We start from the raw sequence: 18,200 nt of genomic DNA, 5'->3' as shown, positions 1-18,200 counted from the left end.
GGGCCTGCGGGAATGACGAAGTGGCAGGGCCTGCGGGAATGACGGGGGCGGCTCGGAGGACTTGGGTGGAGTCATTTTCAGGCACTTATTAAACAAAAAAACCCAGCCCATCGGCTAATGCCAGTCAGCCTTAACCGACCGGCATTACAGCCCTAAGACTGCTTTTAACTGAGCGATACACACACCAGCTCCCCTCCGAACCATTGCTGTTTTAGCCCGCGCTGTTTTTCCAGCAGGGTTAAGTATGGGCGTAGAAGGTGGTGGCTAGGCAACGTAACGTTAAGTTGACGTAGGCGGCGTTGGAATGGCAGTTGTTCAGCGGGTTGGTGTAGGGGCGTGACGTGCTGGGTAAGCCACTCGATGTCGGGTAGTAGTAAATGCGTGGCGCCGCTGTCTAGGGCTAGGGTCACGCCCTTGGCATCGAAGTCACCGGCGTAGAGGTGTGGCCGATTGGTTTTGCGCCATGCTGTTGTCAGTTGGGCAAAGCCACCACCGTAATGGCTGTCACCCCGGTAAACGACCAGCGGGTTAGCGTAGCCGCTCAGCGCTGCTATCTCTGGCGAAAACGCGTAGAAGCTATCCAGGTTTTCCACTTGGACGAGCGCACCAAACACCGACAGTTTCAAGCCGCTTACATCAACATCGCGTATGCTGCGCGGCTCTGGCGCAAGCCATGCAGAGGGCTGCGGCGGCAAGTTAATCAGCACGCGTTTTGCACGAGGGCCTTCGCGGCGGCTTTTATCCTCTTCAACGCCTTCAGCTGCTTGGGCGGCACTGCTTAAACCACTTAACGAGCGCCCTAGCGGTGCCAAACGGTCACTCTCCAACATGCTGTTGATTTGCGCCATTAGCGTGGCGTCAAAGCGCAGCGCTTGGTTGGAAATCCGCATGGTCAGATCAATATCTTGCTGATGGCACCATGCCACTACATCTTCGACCCACTTGCCACGAGATTTTTCTACCACGGGCTGGCAGTTAAGCTCTCGAACAACACTGTTAAGCCCGGCACGGGCGCGGCCTGATAACGTCATACCGCCACCGCCAGTGCAACGTCGTGAATCAGGCGCAGATCATTAAATGGGCTGGCTGGTGATTCGTCTTGATGTAGGCGAAACGCCTGTTGCTCGCTACGCGGCAAGCCCTGGTATTCGGAGATAACCTGAAACAGCCAAATTTCATCGGGCCAATCGAGCTGGCTGTCATACAGATAAGCGAGGGCGCTGATTGGCTCGGCGGAGGGCTGGTCTAACACCGCGAGGTAAAAGCGTTCGACATCTTGTTTAAGCGCCTGCTGGCGCGCAGCGGCAAGGTTATCTTCCGGTGTGAGCGCAGGCACTGCCGATTCAACGGTTTGCGTGGCATGGCGCGGGGTTGGCAATTCATGCAGCAGTTCGGCCAGCACGCGACTTTCCAGCGCGCGATCTAGCGCTGGCGCAGCGGCGGCATTTAATGGCGCAGCGTGGTTGAACAACGCTGGTACGTCGCTGCGTTTGGCGTAATTACTCGGCACAAAGCCTGGATGTTCGCGCATAAACGCGACCATGCCGCTGATCAAGCGGCTGCGTGCCTGCTGTTTGCGAAAGCGTGCCATTAGCTCAATTAACCGCCGTTGCACTTCCCGCAGGCTGGTGTAATGGTGGCTTAAGCGCTGCTGTAGCTGGCTGATGAGTAGCTTGCGCAGGCTGCCATCGCTGCCTACTAACGCAATCAGCTCGTCGAAGTCGATCAGTGCTAGGCCATCCAACAACCTAACAATCTGCTTCTGGGCGCGGTCGTTTTCGCGGATCTTATCGCTCAACTGGCTCACAAAGCCGAAATCGCTATTGAGCCGTTGCCAAAGGCTATCAATGGCATCGGCAAAACGGCCGTTTAGATCGTCAACTTCCTGTCGTAGGCGCAGCAACTGCTGCTCCTGTTGCCAATGCTCACCTCGGCTGCGAGCTTCACGGTAGCTGTGCACCAACGAACGCACTAGCTCAAGGGTTTCCGCGACATCGGCATTTACATGGCGGCGGGTTTCGTCGGCGAGCATTTCAGCGATCAGTTCGCGCACTTTAGGAGAGAGCTTTACGCCGCTCTGTTCATCTGGCCGCCATAACACTCGAGCGGCCAACAGCTTGCGCAGCGCACTGTCGTTGAGTCCGTCTAGCGGCACGTCATCGCGAGTGTAGCCCTGCATCAGTCGTTCGGCATGCTTGCCCAACAGCGCCAGCCGTTCAGCGCCGGTTTTTAGCAGGCGGCTTTCCAGTTCGCTCACAGCAGCGCCTCCTGGGCACCCTCTTCCCGCTCCGCATCAATGGGCAAGTTTTCCTCATCGCGGATAAAGCGCACCACCTCGATTAGGTAATCAATTTTACCGGTGACCACAAACACCTGACGCTCAGTGTGGGGCTGCAGCAAGTAGCCATGCTCTTTCAAGCGTTTAAATAGCTGCTTCACTTGGGCATCTAACTGGTCGCTCTGGGAACCAAAGAAGCTGTCTGTGGCTAGCCGTTCCAAACGCTCACGCAGGCTTTGGTTGTCTTCGCACTTAGCGCTGAACTCTGCGGGCTTGAGCACGTCGCCAGGGGCCGCCAAGGTGTCGCGGCCTAGCGCTTCTTGAACCAGCTGCAGCCATTCCAGCAATGGCAACAGGCTGTTGACCGTGTCACTCAACTGGCGCGATAGCTGCTCCCGAGCGGCCTCGTTCAGCTGTCGCCAAGCTAAAAAGTAGACACTGCCTTCATCATTGCTCGCCAGCCTGCGGTTGAGCGGGCGCAGGTAGTCATCAATCGCGTCGCGGGTCTCTTCATTTGCCAGGTGGCGGAAGGCGTTGTCATCACTGACGGCGCAGACAAACTCGCCAGCCAGCAAGCGTTCCAGTAGCGGGCCGTGTTCGATCATGCGGTCACCTCTTGCTGACGCTCCTTGATCCGCTGCGCAAGCGGGCTAAGGCGCGGCTCAATACGTTTTAGCAGGCGCTGGTTGGGCTGGTTAGGGTCCCGCTCAATCAGGTAGCGATTAGCAAACAGCAGCAGCACATCCGATTCGGGGTTGGGGAAAGCACCGACAATATGGATACGGTTGCTGTCACAAGCGTCGAACAACTTTTCGACATTGTGGTAGGCCAGCGTGCCAATTTCATCAATCGGCCAATGGATAGCGATTTGTGCATCCCCTCGCAGCAGCCGCGTAAACGCCAGCAGAAACTTACATAAAATCAGGTAGGCCATGCCATGGCTGGAAGACTCCAACAGCTGGCGGTCGTTTTTGATTACCAGATCAGTGCCACCTTCGTTTAGGTGCAGCTCAAGGCGCAGCAGGCTTTCGAAGCTGTACTGCTGGTCGCTGCGCAGCAAATCGACCACATCGGCCAGTGCGTTAAGATAATCGTCGCTAGGCAGCATCTGGCCGGATTCTCGCCACGCTTTGTAGCGCTGGGCAAACAGCTTTAAAGGCTCCCAGAAGCCCAGTTCATCAATCGTCGATTGAATGCGCACTTCCGCTTTGCTGATGCCTTCTAAACGCAGGTCATCCGCCACTTCGTCAGAAAGCCGACGACTTTGCGCACTGATACGGCGGTTTAAGTCGCGGAAGACAATAAAGAATTTATCCAGGTCATCGCTTAAATTGCGCCCTTCCTGAATCAACTGCTGCTGTTGATCTTCCAATAGTTTGAGCATGTCGCGCAGCAGCGGTAACACCAGTCGTGGACTGTCGTTTGGCAGCTTCTCTCGTTCACTTTGCAGTGCATCGGCAAAGCCGCTGCTGGCATCTTTAATCAGTTGGCTTTCTACCTCCAAGCAGCCTCGGCGCAACTGCTCAAGCTGCTGATGGCGGCTGGTTAACGCTTGGCGAGCACGCTCAATGCGCTCCTCCATATCACCTACGGCCTCCGCTAAGGGTGCACCCTCTGAAACGATGTCCAAACTTTCCAACTGGGTCAGTAAAGGCTTTAGGGCTTCTACACTGCCGTGGGCATTTGCGCGCTGAATTTTTAGTTCATTAACCGCTGCCTGATGCGCTTCACGTGCGCTATGGAAGTCATTTTTGAGGCGCGCTTTTTCGCGCTTCAACTGTTGATCAAGCTGAACAAGTTCGGCTTCCTGGGCCACCAGCTGAGGCTTGTGCTGGCTCCACTCCACACGCATAAAACGTTGATACTCGGTGAGCTCTTCCTGGCGAGCAGCAATTTTACGAATACGTTCACTCTGCTGTTCTAAGCGTTTCTTTGTTTCCTGCAGCTGCGCGGGGTCCACACCCTGCTCGGCAAGCTCCTGGCTGAAGGCGGCTTCCAGCTCACTGCACTGGCGCTTGTGTTCGGCGTTGGCGTCGTTGAGCTGCTGTTTGTACTGGCGTAGCTGCGCATCAAGACTATCCAGTTGGCTTTGCGCGTCGGCTTTTAACTCCAGCAACTGGCCTTGATGTGTCTCAGCAAGCTCGGCAAGCGACTGGCGTTTCTCTTCGCGCAGTTCGGACTGGGCCTGCTCTTGGCGAGCCAACGCCGCTTGGTGCTCGGCTCGGCGTGCCTGCTGGCGCTTGGTATGGCGCTCTTGCTGCTGACGGCGAGCCTCAAGGGCATACTCCACTTCCTGTTCGGCCCGCTGATACCCCATGCGCGCCTGATCTTGGGCCTCGTCGGCCTGCTGAACCCGTTCGTTGTGCTGCTTCAGGGCTTTTTCGGCAGCGGCACACTCGGCCTGGGCGCGCTGTTTAGCGCCATCCGCTTCTTCAATCGCCGCCAGCAAACTGGCTTCGTCTTGAGCATAATCCGGCAATGCAATGGCGCTTAGATCCAGCGCTAACCCGAATAGGTCATCGCTGGCGCCTTCAGCAAGCTGCGGAGCGAGGTCGCGGCGTTCAAGCAGCTCTGGGGCAATGACCTTGCCAAGCTGCTGCTCCCAACCGGGGCGGTGGTAACGCAAGAAGTGGCGCAGGCTACCCTGCTCGGGGTCGCGCTGTTGATAGAGTGCATAGCAGTGCTGTTCGGCCCGCTCACGCTGCTGACGACACTGCACTAACTGCTGCTCGGCGGCATCGCGTTCACGTTTGTGGCTTTCAAGCTCACGGCGCAGCGCTTCCAAGGTTGCAGAAGCGGCGCTGCGTTCCTGCTGTGTTTGGTCTAAACGCGCTTGGGCAAGCTCAGCTTCTTGGGCTTCTTCAGTAGTTTGGGTGGGCATTGCCAGCTGCGCTTTTAATTCGGCTAGCTGCTCAACACCCAGCTCTAACTGCGCTTGATACTCACCCTCTAGCCGCTGGCGCGCTTGCTGATAGCGCTCGTTATGCTGCTGTTCGGCTTGCCACTGCTGCTCGCGACGCTGCGCTTTTTCCTCGACCAGGGCATCTATCAATTCCTGGTTTTCTTGAGTTTGACGGGCAAGTGCTTCGGAAAGCTCGCGCAACCGGCCATCTAAGCGCGCCTGGCTCTCTTTTACCGCATCTTGCATGACCTGCAGGTGCTGCTGAAGCTGATCGCGCTGTTCACGCCATTGGGCCAAGGCGTTGATGTCTCGCTCCAGGCCGGTCATATCAGCATCGGCGTAGTGCTCAAACTGGGTTTGCAGATCATTCAGGCGGCGCTGAGTGTGCTGCAAGTCGCTCGCGACTTCACTGTGGCGGTCGTTCAGCTCATCGCGCTGCTGAGTGTAGGCATTTTCACGTTGCTGAAAGTCGCGCTGGTGGCGGTTTAACTCGCCATCCAGGTCCGCAATGCGCTGTTCTGCCTGCTGATGATCGGCGCTTAGCTGGGGTTTCAACTGCCAAAGCGTGGTCTCTAACTGGGCCAATTCGCGGTCGATGCCGCCAAGCTTGGTCAGCGCAACCTGCAGTGGCTCCAGGCGCATGGACTGGCGCATCTGGGCAATCCACTCCCGCGCTTTGGCACTGCGAATACGGGTAACCGGCAGCTCGACGCCATCCTCTTCGAAAATTGCCGCCAGCATGGTTTTGAGGGTATCCATCTTGCCCTCTTTCGCATGCACAGCAGAGACCAGTTTTTCGATATGACGGATACGCCGTTCAGGGTTAACCAGGCTAAACTGCGCCGCGATTTGGCGCAGCTTTAGGCCATCGCGACTATTACCGTGCAGCTGGGTAAAGTCGTTTTGGATCACCGAGCGAAACTCGGAGGTAGCCCCCAGCTTGGAAGAGACAGGAATCCCGCTGCGGCGCAATCCGCTAGACCACTGTGGGTACTCCAGTGCCAAGGGGCCTTTCTCAGTTTCGATCAGATAGTCTTCTGGCCGATAAGGGGCACCGACAAAACGGTACTCCACGCCGCCTTCTTGCTTGCGCGTCAGCACTACTTGGCAAACATTGCCTGCTTCGCGGCGGTATTCGTAGACAAGATAGCTTTGACGAGTGGGCAAATAGAAGGCATCAAACTTCATGCGGGTTTTCGGCACCACCTTATTGGGCAGCTCACCGTAAAACACCGGCACTAACCGCTGAAGCGTGGTTTTGCCTGACGCGTTGGTGCCGCAGATATTGGTGTGGCCATCCACATTGAGTTCAACCACCCCTGACAAGTGGCCGTGAATCATAACGATGCGTAGCAAATGCGCCATGCCGTGTCCTTGATCGTCAAACGTCCGAAAACGCTATCTTGCCAGACCTAGAGCAAGGCGACATCTGTTCAGGTGTGAACTATTGATTTATCTAATGACAATGCACATTTAGATCGACTGCTAACACCATTTCTATTTCTACCTCTCACTCTTTCATGCGCTCTCTTGGTCACTCCCCCACGCTGTTGACCACAAAATCCCTAGCAACGCCTATATGGTAATCAATGGCCTCACGGCAAGCCTCGGAACTGCCGCTACCTAATGCATCCAGCAGCTTAAAGTGACTGGTGGCAATGGTGTCGGGGGCTTCGTGGGTTTTGGTGATCAGCGTAATGCACAGGCGAAGTTCGTGGGTTAAGCCATCAAATGCCCGCAGCAGCCGCTCATTACCCGCGTGATGAATCATTAAGCGGTGAAACTGCAGGTCCTCCTCAATACGGCGTGTTCCATCATTGCTGACTGCCGCGTCGCACAAAATCTCTACCTGCTGTTTTAGCGCGCGCTCAGCGTCGCTGCTGTAGCGCTCCGATAAGCGCTGGATAGCATGGCGTTCAAGACAGAGCCGCAGATCGAAAACATCCTCTAATTCAACGGCATTCAACGCCCTAACAAAAAAACCGCGTCTTGGTTTTGAGATCAGCAGCCCACGACTTTCCAATAAGCGAGCAGCTTCGCGAACCGGCGCACGGCTAACGCCTAAATCCCGGGAAAGCTGCACTTCTGAAAGCCGCTCACCAGGCAAAAAGTGTTGCTGGATAATCGCTTGCGTCAAATAGTCGGCCACCTGCTCAACAAGGTTTTGCTGTTGAATAAAGCCGCCAGGAGCCACTGGGGAAGAGGCCATAGAGTTTACTCTTATTAGGTATTACGTACTTTTAGTATGACGCAAAAAAGTATTCTGTCGACGGCCGATTGACGACTGTCGACAGTTTTACAAACCAATGCTATGTTCAAAAAGGCCTCATATAACGATCTATAACCAAAATCCATAACAACAACTGGGCTGTTTTGTATCACGCCTCGCTCGCCTAACGACAACGTAAATCTATTACGTGCTAATAACCAAGGAGCAGGAAACATGAAGACACCACTGGCTTTGGCAATTTCCGCTGCAGCACTCGCTTTTTCGTCGGTCGCCCTGGCAGACGACCCGAAACAGGGCGGCACTGTTAACACCATTATCCAACCAGAACCGCCAGGCTTAGTGCTGGGGATGGTGCAAAACGCACCTACGCGCACCGTGGCAGGCAATATCTATGAAGGGTTGCTGCGCTATACCACAGACCTGGAACCAGTGCCGCAGCTAGCTGAATCATGGGAAGTCAGCGACGATGGCCGCACCTATACCTTTCATCTACGAGAAGGGGTTACTTGGCACGACGGCGAACCCTTCACCGCTGACGACGTGGTATTTTCTGCCGATGTTTTCCACCGCGAACTGAACCCCAGTGCGCGGGCCGTTTTACAACATGTGGAAAGCATCGAAGCAACGGATGACCACACGGTGGTATTTACCTTAACCGACCCCTTCGGCCCATTCCTGATCTCCTTTGAGGCAGGCACCTTCACCATGGTGCCTGAACACCTGTATGCGGGCACCGACTTCCGCAACAACGAACATAACGACCATCCGATTGGCACAGGCCCTTTCAAGTTTGCTAATTGGGAACGCGGCACCGTGATCGAGCTGGTTAAAAACGATGACTACTACGAAGATGGGCTTCCCTATCTGGATGGCGTCAACTGGCACATCATTCCCGATGGCGGTTCCCGTGCAGTTGCCTTCGAGAACGGCACTATTGATGTACTACCCAGCGGTACCGTGGAGAACTTTGATATCCCGCGTTTATCCGCGATGGATAACGTCTGTATGACGGAAGAAGGCCACGAATATTTCAGCCCCTTCGCCATGCTATGGATGAACAACCGAGAAGGCCCCACCGCCGACAAACGCTTCCGCCAAGCGGTGATGTATGCCATGGATCGTGAGTTTGCCAAAGACGTGCTGTGGAATGGCTTAGGCAAAGTGCCGCTCTCGGCTTTTGGTTCCAACGCGCGCTTCCAACATGACGATTTAGAGCCCTACGATCACAATCCAGAGCGCGCCCGTGAGCTGTTGGCAGAAATGGGTTACGACGGCGAAGAGATAACTATTCTGCCGCTTCCTTACGGTGAAACGTGGACCCGCTGGGCTGAGGCCGTACAACAGAATCTGCGTGAAGTGGGCATTAATGTAAGCACCCAAGCCACCGACGTGGGCGGCTGGAACCAGCGCCTCGGCGACTGGGATTACGATCTCGCCTTTACCTACCTATACCAGTACGGCGACCCGGCACTGGGTATTTCACGCACCTACCTTTCCGACAATATTGCCAAAGGCTCACCCTGGAATAACGTGGAAGGCTACGAAAACGAGCGTGTCGACGAGCTGTTTAACGCCGCGGCCACGGCCTTCCCCGACGAAGAGCGCGAAGCGCTTTACAGTGAAGTTCAGGAAATCCTGCACGAAGACGTGCCCGTTGGCTGGCTGATGGAACTGGGCTTCCCAACCCTGTACCGCTGTGATGTGCAGAACCTCGTCACCTCCGGCGTGGGTGTCAACGACGGCTTTAAAGATGCTTGGCTAGATCGCTAAATCCAAGCCGCCCAGGTAGCGAGAGCTACCTGGGTTTTTTAGCTATGTCTTGAAGGTATTAGCCAGGAAACAACTTATGGTTTACGCGCGTCTCATTCTGATGCGGCTGTTTAAAGCCGTGATTGTGCTGTTTTTAATCGTTATTTTTAACTTCCTGCTGATTCAGATGGCCCCTGGTGACCCTGCGGCGATTTTAGCCGGCGAGGCGGGCGCGGCTGACCAGGAGTTCCTCAATCAGTTGCGCGAACGGTTTGGTCTTGATCAGCCAATGTATGTGCAACTGTGGCGCTACGTATCAGGCATTGCCATGCTCGACTTTGGCTACTCCTATCGGCTTGGTGTGCCCGTCTTTGATCTGATTATGGATCGTTTGCCCGCCACGCTGCTACTAACCGGCACGGCGTTTGTGCTCTCGCTGGCACTCGGCATTGTGGCAGGCTCCATGGCGGCGGCGCGGGTTAAAAAGCCCTCGGGCTCCCTGATAATGGCGCTGGCCTTGGTGTTTTATGCCACACCACTGTTTTGGGTAGCGCTGATGTCGGTAGTGGTGTTTTCCGTCTACCTCGGATGGCTGCCTGCTTACGGTCTTTACACCGTTGGCGCAGACCTCACAGGCTTTGCACTTGTGCTGGATGTCGCCACCCATTTAATACTGCCTGCTACCACGCTGGCGCTATTTTTTATGGCGATTTATACCCGCATGACGCGCACCTCGATGCTCGATGCAGCCCAGCAGGACTTCGTTAAAACCGCCCGCGCGAAAGGGCTAAAACCTAGCGTTATTCAGCGCCGCCACATTCTTCGCAATGCCTTACTACCAATCATCACCCTAGCAGGCTTGCAGGCTGGGCAGATGGTTGGTGGCGCTATTTTGACGGAAACCGTGTTTGCCTGGCCGGGTATTGGGCGGCTGATGTTTGAAGCGCTACAGCAGCGTGACTACAACCTGCTGCTGGGGATTTTCTTCTTCTCGGCGGCATTAGTGATTGTCTTCAATATTATTACCGACTTGGTTTACCGCTTGGCTGATCCGCGCATCAAGGGGGCCTCATGAGCTTTTTCGCACGCTTTGCGCAAAACCGTGGCGCCCTGGTAGGGCTGATTATTCTGCTGCTCATTATCGTCATGGCGATTCTGGCGCCGCTGCTATTTCCCGAGTCTCCCTGGCGCATGGTTCAGCGGCCCTTTTTGCCGCCGCTTTCCCAGGATGGCTTTCTGCTCGGCACCGATACCATGGGTCGCAACGTCGCCGCAGGCTTAATGCATGGCGCCTGGGTGTCGCTGCTGATTGGTTTGGTATCCACTAGCGTTGCCCTGTTGATTGGCGTGCCACTGGGGGCGATTGCGGGATACTACGGGGGTCTGATTGACGACGTACTTATGCGCTTTACCGAGTTCTTTCAAACCATCCCCAACTTTGCCCTGGCAATTGTGCTGGTGGCGATTATGCAGCCCAGCATCACCTCCATTGTGCTGGCGATTGCGCTGGTCAGTTGGCCCCCTGTCGCCCGTTTGGTAAGGGCAGAGTTTATGTCGTTACGGCATCGTGAATACGTTGAAGCGGCTCGCTTAGTCGGCCAAACCAACAGCACCATTATCCTGCGTCAGATTCTGCCTAACACGCTGTCACCGATTATTGTGCTGGCCTCATTAATGGTCGCCACCGCTATTTTGCTGGAATCGGCGCTGTCGTTTTTAGGCTTGGGTGACCCCAATGTGATGTCCTGGGGCTACATGATTGGCGCGGCACGTACGGTTATTCGCCAAGCGTGGTGGCTGAGTTTCTTCCCTGGTGTGGCGATTCTACTCACCGTTCTGGCGTTGAACTTAGTCGGTGAAGGGCTAGACGATGCGCTTAACCCCAAACTTTCCCGCGAGCGCTAGGAGCCCTTCATGACGGTCACTATCGATTCTAAAAAACAGCACCCATCAGCTGAAACAGTGCTTAGCATTCGTGACTTAAGCGTGGCGCTCCCCAAAGGGGCCGACCGTGCCTTGGCGGTGGAAAACGTTAGCTACGACGTTAATCGCGGCGAAATCATGTGCGTAGTTGGGGAATCCGGCTCGGGGAAATCAATGGCCGCCAACACCGTGATGGGCTTGCTCCCTAAAGGCGTGCGCCCCGTTCAAGGTGAGGTCAACTTTCTCGGCCAGGACGTCATCACCCTAACCGAGAAACAGCATCGCGCCCTGCGCGGCCTTAAAATCGGCATGATTTTTCAGGAACCCATGACCGCACTTAATCCGTTAATGCGGGTGGGCGCCCAAATTGCCGAGGTGTTTGAGGCGCACGGCCAACTGACCCCTAAGCAGCGTCAGGAACGTGCCTTAGAGCTGTTGATTGAAGTGGGTATCCCGCAGCCGGAAAAAGCCATCAGTGCCTACCCTTTTGAGCTATCCGGTGGACAGCGGCAACGCGTCATGATCGCCATGGCATTAGCCCTTGAGCCTGTTCTGTTGATCGCCGACGAGCCCACTACAGCGCTGGATGTAACTACCCAGGCGCAGATCCTTGAGCTTATTCGTAATCTGCAGCGCCGCCGTGGTATGGCGGTGATGTTTATCACTCATGATTTTGGGGTCGTGGCTGAAATCGCCAACCGAGTCTGTGTCATGCGCCATGGTAAAATTGTCGAAATCGGAGAAGCCAAAGAGGTGCTGGAAAATCCGCAAAACGCTTACACAAAAGCACTGATTGCCGCCATTCCCAGCAATGCAGTGCCGCCCCACCGTGAAACAAGCCAGGTAGCTCCGCTACTCGAGATCAAACAGCTTAATAAAGTCTTTCGTTCACGCGGGGGCTGGTTTAAGCCAGCCCGAGAAGTCCGTGCTCTGGATGATATCTCGCTAACCCTGGCACGCGGTGAAACCATGGGTATTGTTGGTGAATCGGGATCGGGGAAATCCACCCTTGGCCGCTGTGTGGTACGCCTTGAACACCCAGATAGCGGTGAACTGTTGCTCGATGGCGTTAATCTTTCACAGCTAAAAGGCGACGCGTTACGTCGTGAACGCCACCGCGTACAGATGATTTTCCAGGACCCTTACGCCTCGCTTAACCCGCGTACTCGGGTCGGCATGGCGATTGCGCAAGGGCCGATGGCCAATGGCACACCCAAAGATGTGGCACTCAAGCAGGCAGGAGAACTACTTGAGCTAGTCGGCCTTGGCGCAAGCGCCGTGGAGCGCTACCCACATGAGTTTTCCGGCGGGCAGCGTCAGCGCATTGGCATTGCCCGTGCGTTAGCGCTAAACCCTGAGCTTATTGTGGCAGATGAAGCAGTCTCAGCACTGGATGTGTCTATTCAAGCCCAAGTGCTTGAACTACTAGAAGAACTGAAGCAACGGCTTTCGCTTTCACTGCTGTTTATTACCCACGATTTACGCGTCGCCGCGCAAGTTTGCGATCGCATCGTAGTGATGCAGCATGGCCGTATTGTTGAACAAGGCAGCGCTGAACAAATATTCCTTCAGCCGAAAGAGGCCTATACCCAGTCACTGCTTGATGCGATTCCTGGTCGTCAAGCGCCAGTGGCGGCTACCGCCTAATCGCTGAATTTCAACCTATTTACCAAGGAACACCCATGCAGATAACCCTGGAGGCGCTGCGCACACTTGTTGGTTCTGCCCATGTGCTCACGGGCGATGATGTCACTAGTCGCCGTGTTGACTGGATGACCGGCGCGCCCTGCCAAGCAGGCGCCATCGTGCGTCCGGCAGACACCGAACAGTTAGCGGCTGTCATGCAGGCATGCCATGCGCTTAAACAGCCCGTCGTGACCCACGGCGGCTTAACCGGTTTGGTCCATGGCGCGGAGGCGAGCCCAGAAGAGTTGGTCATTTCCCTGGAGCGCATGACCGCTATCGAAGAGATTGATCAGGTCGGCGGCATGATAACGGTGCAAGCGGGCGCCCCCCTTCAACGGGTACAAGAAGCCGCTAACGAGGTAGGACTACAGTTTCCGCTGGATTTAGGCGCACGGGGAAGCTGTACGATTGGCGGCAATATCGCGACTAATGCTGGCGGTGTCAGGGTGATTCGCTACGGCATGATGCGCCAGCAGGTGCTGGGGCTTGAAGCAGTGATGGCCGACGGGCGTGTTGTCAGCTCCATGAATCGCATGCTGAAAAACAATGCAGGGTTTGATTTAAAGCAGCTATTTATTGGCAGTGAAGGCACCCTGGGGATTGTTACCCGCGCCGTGCTGCGGCTTCAGCCGCCTACCCCTAGCGAGCAAACGGCACTGGTGGCTTGCCACTCGTTTGACGCGCTAACCGGGCTATTAAGCCATATGGGCAAAGCGCTTGGGGGTGGCCTGGGTGCGTTTGAGGTAATGTGGCAAAACCACTATCGCCTGCTCACTGAAACGCTGGCGAGGCACACGCCCCCGATTCCACCAGAGCACCCCTTTTATGTGATTATCGAGTCGCTCGGCAACGATGAAACTCACCATGCAGAGCAGTTCCGCGAAGCGCTTGAACAGGCATTTGAACACGACTTAATCGTTGATGCGGTGATTGCCCAATCAAGCACTCAACGCGATGGTCTCTGGGCGATACGAGAAGATATTGAAGGGCTCATCAAGGGGCTGGCACCCGTATTGACCTTTGATGTCAGCCTCCCTATTGCCGATATGCAGCGCTATACCGATGCATTAGAGAAGCAACTGGTACAACGCTGGCCAGATGGCCGCCTGGTGGTATTTGGCCATCTTGGCGACGGCAACCTGCATATTTCTGTTAGCGTTGGCAGCGATGCGCCAGAAGAGCGCCACGCGGTAGAAACACTGGTTTACGAGCCACTTAAAGCGCTGGGAGGCTCTGTTTCAGCAGAGCATGGCATTGGTTTGGAAAAACGCCCCTGGCTTAGCACCTGCCGCTCTCAGGCGGAAATCGAATTAATGCACACATTGAAGCAGGCGTTTGACCCACACCAGTTGCTTAATCGCGGTAAAATTTTGAGCTGAAAATTTTCACTATTAGGATATCGATATGCCCTCCTACCCCCATCATCTTACGGGTGAAGGTCCCCTTAATCCGTTTCCTGGGATTAAAGTTCTGGAGCGCCGCATTGGTCGCGAGATCCCTCATCGCTTGGGATCTAATGAAGGCTTGGACATGCCCCATCGTGCGCTACGTGAACATTTTGGCGATGCTGTCGCCGAGCATGTGTATTGTTACGGCGATGCGGAAGCTCTCGGCGTTCGTCAGCGACTTAGCGCCCAGCAGGGCATACCGCTCGATCACCTGCTGGTGGATGCTGGCGCCGATAGCCTAATCGCGTTAGCGCTACGCACCACCTGCACACCGGGCGACACCGTGGTTAGCACGGCAGGTACTTATCCAACCTTTGGTTACTTTGCCAAAGGCCAGGGTTGCCACTTAGTAGAACTTAGCTATGTTGAAGCCCCAGGGCTACTGGCCCCTGACTTAGAGGCGCTAGCAGCGGCAGCACACCAGGAAAACGCTCAGCTGGTCTATTTAGCCAACCCCGATAACCCTAGCGGCCATCTGCATAGCGACAGTGCCATTCTCAAACTGCGCGACGCACTGCCGGACACCTGCTGGCTGCTGCTGGATGAGGCGTATGGCGATTTTCGTGATGACGCCAACAGTGACTTCGCCGCCAAGGCACTTCCGGGAGTCATCCGCCTACGCACGCTGTCAAAAGCCCACGGTCTAGCAGGCTTACGCATTGGCTATGCGATTGCTGACCCTGACGTGCTCGCCTTGATGATGAAGGTGCGCATTCACTACGCGGTATCCACCTTTACCCAGGCCGCTGCAGAAGTTGTGCTCGATCACCCAGCCGAAGTCCAGCAACATATTGCGGAAGTAAAAGCACGGCGAGAGCAGCTAATGGCTCATTTCCAAGCACTGGGTGCCGACGTACTGCCGAGCGCGACCAACTTTATCGGCATTCGCTTACCAACTGCCGAACTGGCCGAGCGGGTAAACCGCGAGCTACTGGAAGCCGGCAGATTAATCGCCCGCCCCGCTCACCCGGCACTTGGTCATGTCTTACGCATTACCGCCGTCGCGGATGCTCTGGAACCAGGGCAGCTAGCGATTCTTGAGCAGGCCATTAAAGAGAATGCCTGACTCAGTTAGAAAATCTGCCAGTGGTGTTGGTGTGCGGGGGCAGATTGAAACGAGGGTCTTTCGCCATGGCCGGAAAATGTTCCTGACATTTCCGGCATTTCCGCCATCCATGGCGGTCAGATGGCGAAAGTAGCGCCCATGGATGGGTTTACAGCGCCCTCGTGGCAAACTGCCCCCGCTAATTAAATGCAAAACGCTCGCTAATAGCGGGCAACGAACCTAAGCGGGCGTTAACCAGTGCTTGAACGCGGCCAGCTCGCCGCGCACTGCTTGGCGATACAGGCGCTGCAGACGCGCGGTCACGCTGTCGTCCGGTATCGGCGCGTCGACAGCTGGCGCACCCGCCCTTACCCCAATGCGGCGGCCATCCAGTTCACGCAGAGGAAGAATTTCCGCAGCGGTACCGGTTAAGAACGCTTCATCGGCGGTATACAGCTCATCGCGAGTGATGCGTCGCTCGCGTACTTCAATGCCTAGCGCCTCGCGGGCCAACTGAATCACACTATCGCGGGTGATGCCCTGCAAGCAGGACGTCACTTCGGGCGTGTGCAGTACACCATCGCGCAATAAGAAAACATTAGCGGCGGACGCTTCGGCTACATAGCCTTCCGGATCGAGCATGATGGTTTCATCAAACCCTGCTTTCACGGCGGTATTCAGCGCCAGCATCGAATTCACATAATGACCGCTGGTCTTGGCACGGCACAGGCTGATATTGACGTGGTGGCGCGCCCAAGAAGATGTCAGCGCACGTAACCCACAGCGGGTTGCCTGCGGCGACAGATACGGCCCAAGGTCCCAGGCAGCAATCATCACATGGGTGCTTAACCCTTTGGCTCGTAGGCCAAGGCCTTCCCCGCCAAGAAACACCGTTGGCTTAAGATAAGCGTTAGTCAGCTGATTTTTACGCAAGCACGCCTGCTGAGCCTCGATCAGCGTTTCTTCGCTAAAAGCGATCGGAATATCTAAGGAGTGGGCGCTCTCTGCTAAGCGGCGGGTATGCTCAGCGACCCGAAACAGTGCTGCTCCCTGCACTCCTTCATAGGCGCGCACACCTTCAAAGCAGCCCATTCCATAGTGCAGCGTATGGGTAAATACATGAACCTTGGCCTCTCGCCAAGCCAGCCATTCACCATCCTGCCAAATCCAGCCATCACGATCATAAAGCGGTGTCATTGCGTAACTTGCTCCCACTGTTGGCGCCAGTCGTCGATTAGCGCTTGCTGGTGCGGTTGTAAGGCTTGATACCCCCAGGCAGCAATTTCATCGTTTTGCGGGTCGGGGACACTAATGGTGCTACCTGCCAGCGTTTGAATAACGCTATGTCCACATAACGGTACATAGCCTTCTGAGTAACCACCTTCATGGACGAAGACCAGCTTCCCCTGACAGCAACGGGCGGCAAGTGCTTTTAGCTGTGCGGTCATTTCGGCAAACGCGGCACTGTTGAGCAGCATCTTGCCTAGCGGATCTTTAGCACAGGCATCATAGCCACAGGCCACCACGATTAAGTCTGGGTTAAAAGCTTCCAGGGCTGGCAACACCAGCGACGCCATCGCATAGCGATAAGCGCCCAAACCACAGCCCGGCGGCAGCGGCAGGTTAAGGTTTGTCCCTAGCCCTTCGCCTTCGCCTTGCTCGTCAAAACTACCGCTATCAAGCGGATAGTTCGCGGCTTGGTGAACGGAAACGGTAAACACCTCAGGCTCAGCATAAAACGCCGACTGCTGGCTATTACCGTGGTGCACGTCCCAATCAAGAATCGCTACCCGTTTCACTTGCCCCAGGGCTCGGGCACGCATCACCGCTACCGGGATATTGCCCAGCAAACAGAAACCTCGCCCCTGATCCGCCTCGGCGTGATGCCCCGGCGGGCGACAAAGCGCATAAGCGTTATCGACATGACCAAGCGCCACGTCCTCAACCGCTGCGACGGCAAGCCCCGCGGAGTGCCTTGCGGCGGCCCAGCTGCCAGGAGTAAAGGGGGCGCAGTCACCGCCATTGCCACCACCACTCGCATCGGCGTCCGCCAGCATTTGCAGGTAACGTGGTGTGTGAAAGCGCAGCAGATCTTGCTGCGCGACAACGGGTGGTTTGACCACTCTCAATTCATCTATCAGGCCGCTGACTTCAAGAATATTCTTCAGTCGTCGCTTGCTTTCGGGGCTTTCTGAAGCAGACTGCGGCTGCAGAAACTCACCGGGAGCAGAGAAAACACCAATCGCCCCCTGGTCGTGCCAAAAGCAGCGTTCGTGCCAGTAAAACCCTGTCTTACTCATTGAGCTTCTCTCAACTTCTCTGATAACCGCGCATAAAGGCGGCAAGGTTAGCGCTAAGATGTTCAGTCGGATAGCCACCCTCTTGAATCACCACGGTGGGGTACGGCAAATCGCTCAACTGCTCACCCAAAGCAACAAAGGCTTCGGTTTCTACGCTTAACCCTGCAAGTGGATCATCCTTGTGGACATCCAGCCCCAAAGACACCACGACCGCTTCTGGCTGGTAACGTTTGAGCTGCTCAATCAGCATAGCCACCGCATTAAGGTAGGTCTCACCATCGCTGCCCAATGGCAAAGGCAAGTTGACGTTGGCACCTTCACCCTCTTCGCACCCTATCTCGTCCACGCCACCCCAAAAGAAGGGATAAAATACACTTGGATCGACGTGTACAGAGCCCGTCCAAACATCCCCGCGGGCGTAGAAAATATCCTGAGTACCGTTGCCGTGATGCAGATCCACGTCAATGATCGCTACTTTGGCAAATTTCTCACGCAGTACGCTGGCAGCCAAGGCAGCGTTATTCAATAAACAGAAGCCACCCGCATTATCCGGCCCTGCATGATGACCCGGTGGCCGACACAAGGCGTAAGCGCGGGCGAGCGATGCGCCATTCATCACGTCCTCAGTGGCAGCCACGG

Annotated in this window: 14 protein-coding genes; 6 read left to right on the top strand and 8 right to left on the bottom strand. The window is 55.7% G+C overall.

Annotated elements, in window-relative coordinates:
* Nucleotides 1-164: 164 nt before the first annotated feature.
* The 5 genes from INT22_RS16000 to INT22_RS15980 form a co-directional block, all read right to left on the bottom strand.
* The gene (locus INT22_RS16000) at nt 165-1,031 is read right to left on the bottom strand and encodes a DUF7281 domain-containing protein (protein WP_193068554.1); all 867 of its coding nucleotides are present in this window, start codon (nt 1,029-1,031) and stop codon (nt 165-167) included.
* Nucleotides 1,028-2,257, bottom strand: coding sequence for a hypothetical protein (locus INT22_RS15995; RefSeq protein ID WP_193068553.1), 1,230 nt, complete (start codon nt 2,255-2,257; stop codon nt 1,028-1,030). The genes INT22_RS16000 and INT22_RS15995 overlap by 4 nt, the downstream gene beginning before the upstream one ends.
* Nucleotides 2,254-2,883, bottom strand: coding sequence for a condensin complex protein MksE (locus INT22_RS15990; RefSeq protein ID WP_038481552.1), 630 nt, complete (start codon nt 2,881-2,883; stop codon nt 2,254-2,256). Before INT22_RS15990 ends, INT22_RS15995 begins: the two co-directional genes overlap by 4 nt.
* Nucleotides 2,880-6,545: an ATP-binding protein gene (locus INT22_RS15985; RefSeq protein WP_193068552.1), complete on the bottom strand. Its 3,666-nt coding sequence runs from the start codon at nt 6,543-6,545 to the stop codon at nt 2,880-2,882. Before INT22_RS15985 ends, INT22_RS15990 begins: the two co-directional genes overlap by 4 nt.
* A gap of 169 nt (nt 6,546-6,714) precedes the next feature.
* Nucleotides 6,715-7,389 (bottom strand): GntR family transcriptional regulator, encoded by a 675-nt coding sequence (locus INT22_RS15980; RefSeq protein ID WP_089039113.1) that lies wholly within the window; start codon nt 7,387-7,389, stop codon nt 6,715-6,717.
* A 234-nt stretch (nt 7,390-7,623) separates the two neighbouring features.
* Between INT22_RS15980 and INT22_RS15975 the strand changes: the two genes are divergently transcribed.
* The 6 genes from INT22_RS15975 (at nt 7,624) to INT22_RS15950 (ending at nt 15,282) form a co-directional block, all read left to right on the top strand.
* Entirely contained in the window at nt 7,624-9,180 is a 1,557-nt protein-coding gene (locus INT22_RS15975) for an ABC transporter substrate-binding protein (RefSeq protein WP_193068551.1), read from the top strand.
* Nucleotides 9,181-9,256: 76 nt separating this feature from the next.
* Nucleotides 9,257-10,234, top strand: a complete 978-nt coding sequence (locus INT22_RS15970) for an ABC transporter permease (RefSeq protein ID WP_125745691.1) — start codon at nt 9,257-9,259, stop codon at nt 10,232-10,234.
* Nucleotides 10,231-11,064, top strand: coding sequence for an ABC transporter permease (locus INT22_RS15965; protein WP_089039116.1), 834 nt, complete (start codon nt 10,231-10,233; stop codon nt 11,062-11,064). The genes INT22_RS15970 and INT22_RS15965 overlap by 4 nt, the downstream gene beginning before the upstream one ends.
* A gap of 9 nt (nt 11,065-11,073) precedes the next feature.
* On the top strand, nt 11,074-12,729 hold the full coding sequence (locus INT22_RS15960; protein ID WP_193068550.1) for an ABC transporter ATP-binding protein: 1,656 nt from the start codon (nt 11,074-11,076) through the stop codon (nt 12,727-12,729).
* A gap of 35 nt (nt 12,730-12,764) precedes the next feature.
* Nucleotides 12,765-14,147, top strand: coding sequence for an FAD-binding oxidoreductase (locus INT22_RS15955; protein WP_193068549.1), 1,383 nt, complete (start codon nt 12,765-12,767; stop codon nt 14,145-14,147).
* A gap of 25 nt (nt 14,148-14,172) precedes the next feature.
* The gene (locus INT22_RS15950; protein WP_193068548.1) at nt 14,173-15,282 is read left to right on the top strand and encodes a pyridoxal phosphate-dependent aminotransferase; all 1,110 of its coding nucleotides are present in this window, start codon (nt 14,173-14,175) and stop codon (nt 15,280-15,282) included.
* 219 nt (nt 15,283-15,501) lie between these two features.
* On the opposite strand, the gene INT22_RS15945 is transcribed toward INT22_RS15950, so the two are convergent.
* From INT22_RS15945 to INT22_RS21245, 3 genes are all read right to left on the bottom strand, one after another.
* A complete protein-coding gene (locus INT22_RS15945; RefSeq protein WP_193068547.1) occupies nt 15,502-16,458 on the bottom strand; it encodes a branched-chain amino acid transaminase in 957 nt (318 codons plus the stop codon).
* Nucleotides 16,455-17,561: a class II histone deacetylase gene (locus INT22_RS15940; RefSeq protein ID WP_172420028.1), complete on the bottom strand. Its 1,107-nt coding sequence runs from the start codon at nt 17,559-17,561 to the stop codon at nt 16,455-16,457. The genes INT22_RS15945 and INT22_RS15940 overlap by 4 nt, the downstream gene beginning before the upstream one ends.
* A 10-nt stretch (nt 17,562-17,571) precedes the next feature.
* Nucleotides 17,572-18,200, bottom strand: a 629-nt coding sequence (locus tag INT22_RS21245) for a histone deacetylase family protein (protein WP_226912809.1), incomplete at its 5' end; no start/stop codon positions are given.

Origin of the sequence: Halomonas sp. 3D7M, from assembly GCF_014897885.1 — a bacterium.
Lineage (GTDB): Bacteria > Pseudomonadota > Gammaproteobacteria > Pseudomonadales > Halomonadaceae > Vreelandella.
Note: the sequence above shows the minus strand (reverse complement) of the source record. Positions and strands in the feature narration are given on the sequence as shown.

Coding starts and splice junctions, on each gene's coding strand:
- INT22_RS15975 (WP_193068551.1), top strand. CDS start 7,624: ATGAAGACACCACTGGCTTTGGCAATTTCCGCTGCAGCACTCGCTTTT.
- INT22_RS15945 (WP_193068547.1), bottom strand. CDS start 16,458: ATGACACCGCTTTATGATCGTGATGGCTGGATTTGGCAGGATGGTGAA.
- INT22_RS16000 (WP_193068554.1), bottom strand. CDS start 1,031: ATGACGTTATCAGGCCGCGCCCGTGCCGGGCTTAACAGTGTTGTTCGA.
- INT22_RS15940 (WP_172420028.1), bottom strand. CDS start 17,561: ATGAGTAAGACAGGGTTTTACTGGCACGAACGCTGCTTTTGGCACGAC.
- INT22_RS15990 (WP_038481552.1), bottom strand. CDS start 2,883: ATGATCGAACACGGCCCGCTACTGGAACGCTTGCTGGCTGGCGAGTTT.
- INT22_RS15965 (WP_089039116.1), top strand. CDS start 10,231: ATGAGCTTTTTCGCACGCTTTGCGCAAAACCGTGGCGCCCTGGTAGGG.
- INT22_RS15970 (WP_125745691.1), top strand. CDS start 9,257: ATGGTTTACGCGCGTCTCATTCTGATGCGGCTGTTTAAAGCCGTGATT.
- INT22_RS15980 (WP_089039113.1), bottom strand. CDS start 7,389: ATGGCCTCTTCCCCAGTGGCTCCTGGCGGCTTTATTCAACAGCAAAAC.
- INT22_RS15955 (WP_193068549.1), top strand. CDS start 12,765: ATGCAGATAACCCTGGAGGCGCTGCGCACACTTGTTGGTTCTGCCCAT.
- INT22_RS15950 (WP_193068548.1), top strand. CDS start 14,173: ATGCCCTCCTACCCCCATCATCTTACGGGTGAAGGTCCCCTTAATCCG.
- INT22_RS15960 (WP_193068550.1), top strand. CDS start 11,074: ATGACGGTCACTATCGATTCTAAAAAACAGCACCCATCAGCTGAAACA.
- INT22_RS15985 (WP_193068552.1), bottom strand. CDS start 6,545: ATGGCGCATTTGCTACGCATCGTTATGATTCACGGCCACTTGTCAGGG.